We start from the raw sequence: 5,191 nt of genomic DNA on the forward strand, positions 1-5,191 counted from the left end.
CCCGGAGAACAGCACCGCGACCGGCCCGGACGGGCCCTCGCCGGTGCGCACCAGGTCCCGCAGGCCGGCGACCAGCTCCTCGCGGGTCGAGCCCGCCACCGCCGCCCGGTACGGCAGCCGCGACCGCTGCGTCGCCAGGGCGACAGCCGTGTCGTTGATGCCGTCCCGGGTCCCGGCGGCCCAGTCGGCCAGCCGGGCCGCCTGCGCGTGCAACGCCCGCTCGGTCTTCGCCGAGACGAGCCAGGCCGTCGGTACCTCGGCCGCCTCGGACGGCGGCACCGGGTCGCCCTCCTCGATGATCACGTGGGCGTTGGTCCCGCTGATCCCGAACGACGACACGCCGGCCCGGCGCGGGCGGCCCTCCGTGCGCGGCCACGGCCGCGACGCGGTCAGCACCGCCACGTTGCCGGAGGCCCAGTCGACGTGCGGGGACGGCTCGTCGACGTGGATCGTGCGCGGCATCGTGTCGCGCTGCATGGCGAGGACCATCTTGATGACCCCGGCGACCCCGGCCGCGGCCTGGGTGTGGCCGATGTTCGACTTGACCGACCCGAGCCACAGCGGCTCCTGCCGGTCCTGCCCGTAGGTCGCGAGGAGCGCGTGCGCCTCGATCGGGTCGCCGAGCCGGGTGCCGGTACCGTGGCCCTCGACGACGTCCACCTCGGACGGCGACAGGCCCGCGTTGGCCAGCGCCTGGAGGATCACCCGCTCCTGCGACGGACCGTTCGGGGCGGTGAGACCGTTCGAGGCGCCGTCCTGGTTGACCGCCGAACCGCGGATGACGCCCCAGACGCGGTGGCCGTTGCGCCGCGCGTCCGACAGGCGTTCCAGGACGAGCATGCCGATGCCCTCGGCCCAGCCGGTACCGTCGGCGGCGCCCGCATAGGCCTTGCAGCGCCCGTCGCCGGCCAGGCCGCCCTGCCGGGCGAACTCGGCGAAGAGGGCGGGCGTGGACATCACGGTGACGCCGCCGGTGAGGGCGAGCGAGCATTCGCCGTGCCGCAGCGCGTGGGCGGCCAGGTGCAGCGCGACCAGCGACGAGGAGCAGGCGGTGTCGACGGACAGCGCGGGCCCGACGAGCCCGTAAACGTAGGACAGCCGCCCGGACAGCACGCTGAGCGCGTTGCCGGTCATGAGGTAGCCCTCGGCGTCGGTCGGGTATTCGCGCAGCTGGCTGGCGTAGTCGCGGCCGTTGGTGCCGATGAACGCGCCGGCGAGGCTGCCGCGCAGCGTCCCGGCGTCGATCCCGGCGTGCTCCAGCGCCTCCCACGACGTCTCCAGCAACAGCCGCTGCTGGGGGTCCATCGCCAGGGCCTCGCGCGGGCTGATGCCGAAGAACGCGGCGTCGAACCCGGCGGCGTCGTCGACGAACCCGCCGACCGGCGCGAACTCACCCGGCGGTGAGGTCTCCCAGCCGCGGTCGGCGGGGAACGGGCCGAGCCCGTCCCGCCCGGCCGCCACCAGGTCCCACAGCTCGCCGGGCGAGCCGACGCCGCCGGGGAACCGGCAGGCCATGCCGACGATCGCGATCGGCTCCCGCTCGCGGTCCTCCAGGCCCTGCAGCAGCTGCTGCGTGCGGCGCGCCTCGGCCATGGTCCGCTTGAGGTACTCGCGCAGCTTCTCCTCGTTGGACACGGTGGTCATTCCCCGTCACACCCCAAACCCGGCCGTGGTCATGTGGTCATGCCGCTCAACTGCGCCCGAACGTCTCATCGGCCAGGTTGAACAGTTCGTCGTCCGTGGCCGAGTCGATGTCGATGTCGTCGAAGGCCGGCGCGGCGGCGGTCTCGCCGCTGGTCCAGCCGGTGAACAGGGCCTGCAGGCCCGTGGTGATCCGCACGCGGTCGACGGCGGCGAGCTTGGCGGTGCCGAGCACCGCCGCCATCTTCTCGATCTCCCCCAGCACCGCGGCGACGTCCGTCTCGTCGCTGCGCACGAGCCGCCCGCGCAGGTAGGCGGCGAGCTCGGTGAGGTTCGGGTAGTCGAACACGGTCGTCGTCGGCAGCCGCAGCCCGGTCAGCGTGTTGAGCCGGTTGCGCAGCTCGACGGCGGTGAGGGAGTCGAAGCCCAGCTCCTTGAACGGCTGCCCGGGCGCGATGGCCCCGGCGCCGCTGTGCCCGAGGACCGCCGACGCCTCGGCACCGACCAGCTCGATCAGCAGCCGGTCGCGGTCGGCCGGCGCCAGCGGCTGCAGCCGCTGGGCGAGGCCGGTGCGGCCGGCGGGATCGGTCCGGCCGGTGCTGCTCGCCGCCGCGGCCCGCCGCGCGCCGCCGGGCAGCAGCGCCCGCAGGAACGCAGGCGCGCCGGTCGCGGCGGTCTGGGCGCGGATCGTGGCCAGCTGCAGCGGGAAGAGCACGGCGACCGGGTCGGGGGCGAGCAGCGAGGCGTCGAAGAGCGCGAGACCGTCCTCGGTGGACAGTGCGGTCGACGTCGAGCGGCGCACGCGCTGGAGGTCGACCTCGGCCATGTGCTTGGTGAGGCCGGTGCGCTCGGCCCACATGCCCCACGCCATCGAGTTGGCCGGCAGGCCGAGCGCGTGGCGGTGGGCGGCGAGGGCGTCCAGGAACGCGTTCGCGGCGGCGTAGTTCGCCTGCCCCATCGCGCCGAAGACGCCGGCGGCGCTGGAGAACAGCACGAACGCGGTCAGCGGCAGGCCCGCGGTCAGCACGTGCAGGTGCCAGGCGGCGTTGGCCTTGGGCCGCAGGGTTGTGTCGAAACGTTCCGGGGTGAGCAGTTCCAGGACGCCGTCGTCGAGGGCGCCGGCCGCGTGGACGATACCGCGCAGCGGGCGGGTCTCGGGGATGGCGGCCAGGACGGTGGCGAGGGCGGCCCGGTCACTGGCGTCGCACGCGACGATCTCGGCCGTGGCGCCGAGCCCGGCCAGCTCCTCGGTGAGCTCGGCCGCGCCGGGTGCCGTCGGCCCGGACCGCGACAGCAGGAGCAGGTGCCGGACGCCGTGGCGGGTGGCGAGGTGCCGGACGAGGTGCCGTCCGAGGCCGCCGGTGCCGCCGGTCACGAGCACGGTTCCCGCTTCGTCCCACGACGCCTCGTCCATTGCGGCATCGGTACCGCGGGTGAGCCGCGCGCCCAGGATCTGCCCCTCGCGGACGGCGAGCTGCGGCTCGTCCCCGGTCGCCGCGAGCGCCAGGGCGGCGACCGGCACCGGACCGTCGTCGAGGTCGAGGAGGATGAACGCGTCGGGCTGCTCGGCCTGCGCGCACCGCACGAGGCCCCAGACCGCCGCCGCGCCGACGTCGGCGACGCCGTCGCCCGGCACGGCCGCGACAGCGTTGCGGGTGACGACGACCATGCGGGCGTCGTCGTCGCGGTCGGCGGCAAGCCAGTCCTGGATCGCGCCGAGCGCCGCGGCGCTCGCCTGCCGGGCCCGTTCGGCCGGGTCGGTCGTGTCGTCGCCGGGTGCCGGGCAGCACACGGTCACCGCCGGGCCGTCGCCGCCGAGCGCGTTGACGAGGCCGCCGAGCCCGTACGGGTCCGCACCGGCGAGCGTCCACGGCCCGGACGCGTCCGACGTCCCCGGCTGGACCGGTGCCCAGCCGAACGTGAACCGCGCGTCGCGCAGCTGCCGCTCGCCCTGCCGCCGGGCCTGATCGATCGGGGCGGGGCCGAGCGTGAGCGCGCCGACGGTGACGACGGCCCGGCCGTCGGCGTCGGACGCGACGATACCGAGGGCGCCGCCGGGCAGGGCCCGGACGCGCACGGTGAGCCGGTCCGCGCCGGTGGACCAGAGCCGGACCCCGGACCACGCGACGGGCACCTGGGCCGCGCCGTCGGCCAGGCCGCCGGCCGCGAGCCACGCCTGGACGGTCAGGTCAAGCAGGATCGGGTGGATGCCGAAGGTCGTGGCCCGGTCCGCCACCTCGGGCGGCAGGGCGACCTCGGCATACACGTCGTCGCCGGCGCGGCGCACCTCCAGCAGCCCGCGGAACGCCGGCCCGTAGGCGAGCCCGGCCTCGGCCAGCAGCTCGTAGGCGGCGTCGACGGACACGGCCACCGCGTCCGCCACCGGGCCGTCCGGCGACGGCGGCGCCTCGTCGGAGGCCGGGGCCAGGATGCCCTCGGCGTGGCGGATCCAGTCGCCGTCGGAACCGTCGGGCCGCGAGTAGACGCCGACCCGCCGGCCGCCGTCCTCGCCGGCCCCGCCGACGGTGACCTGCAGCTGCACCGTGCCCTGCTCCGGGACGAGCAGCGGCTCGTACGGGGTCAGTTCGCGGATCGTGCCGCAGCCGGCCTCGTCGCCGGCGCGGACGGCCAGCTCGACCAGGGCCGCACCGGGCACCATGACGACACCGCCGACGACGTGCTCGGCCAGCCACGGCTGCGCGGTGAGCGACAACCGCCCGGTCAGCACGCACCCCTGCCCGCCGGCGAGCGCGACGGCCGCGTCGAGCAGCCCGCGCTCGGGGCCGGAGCGGTCGATCCAGTACCGGGTGCGCTCGAACGCGTAGGTCGGCAGGTCGACCGGACGGCCGGCCCCGCCGAGGAGCTTCGGCCAGTCGACGGTGACCCCGGCCGTGTGCAGGGCCCCCGCCGCGGCGAGGAACTGCCGGCGCTCGGGCTCGTCGCGGCGCAGCGTCCCGGTGACGGCCGGCACCACGTCGACGATCCCGACGGCGAGGACCGGGTGCCCGCTCGCCTCGACGAACGCCGTGTACCCCTCGGCGACGAGCGCCTCGACGACCGGCGCGAACCGCACCTGTTCCCGCAGGTTCGTGTACCAGTAGCCGCCGTCGGCCTCGGTCCCGGCCATCCACCGCTCGAAGACCGTCGAGTACCAGCCGAGCAGCGCCTCCCGGGGCCGGACGTCGGCGAGCTGCTCGCGCAGCGCGGCCTCGATCGCCTCGACCATCGGGCCGTGGGACGCGTAGTCCACGTCCAGGACCCGCGTCGGTACCTCGAGTGTCGCCGCCCAGGCGTGCACGGCCTCCGGCGGGCCGGACACGACCACCGACTCAGGGCCGTTCACCGCCGCGATGCTGATCCCCTCGGCCAGCCACCCTTGCACCCGCTCGGCCGAGGCCGCCACGGAAGCCATCGCGCCGGTGCCGGCCAGCTCCCGCAGAGCGCGCGCCCGGACCGCGACCACCTTCGCCCCGTCCTCAAGACTGAGCGCACCGGCAACCACAGCCGCCGCGATCTCACCCTGCGAATGACCGACCACCGCATCCGGTGT

2 protein-coding genes are annotated in these 5,191 nt (G+C 75.8%); both read right to left on the reverse strand.

Translation table 11 applies throughout. The features are described from left to right. A partial coding sequence (locus IEZ31_RS55000) for a type I polyketide synthase (protein ID WP_308429554.1) occupies positions 1–1,635 on the reverse strand: 1,635 nt, incomplete at its 3' end. Positions 1,636–1,690: 55 nt separating this feature from the next. Beyond that, positions 1,691–5,191 (reverse strand): type I polyketide synthase (locus tag IEZ31_RS55005; RefSeq protein WP_190258163.1); only part of this gene is annotated, 3,501 nt, incomplete at its 5' end.

Origin of the sequence: Dactylosporangium sucinum (assembly GCF_014647515.1) — a bacterium.
GTDB classification, from domain to species: domain Bacteria; phylum Actinomycetota; class Actinomycetes; order Mycobacteriales; family Micromonosporaceae; genus Dactylosporangium; species Dactylosporangium sucinum.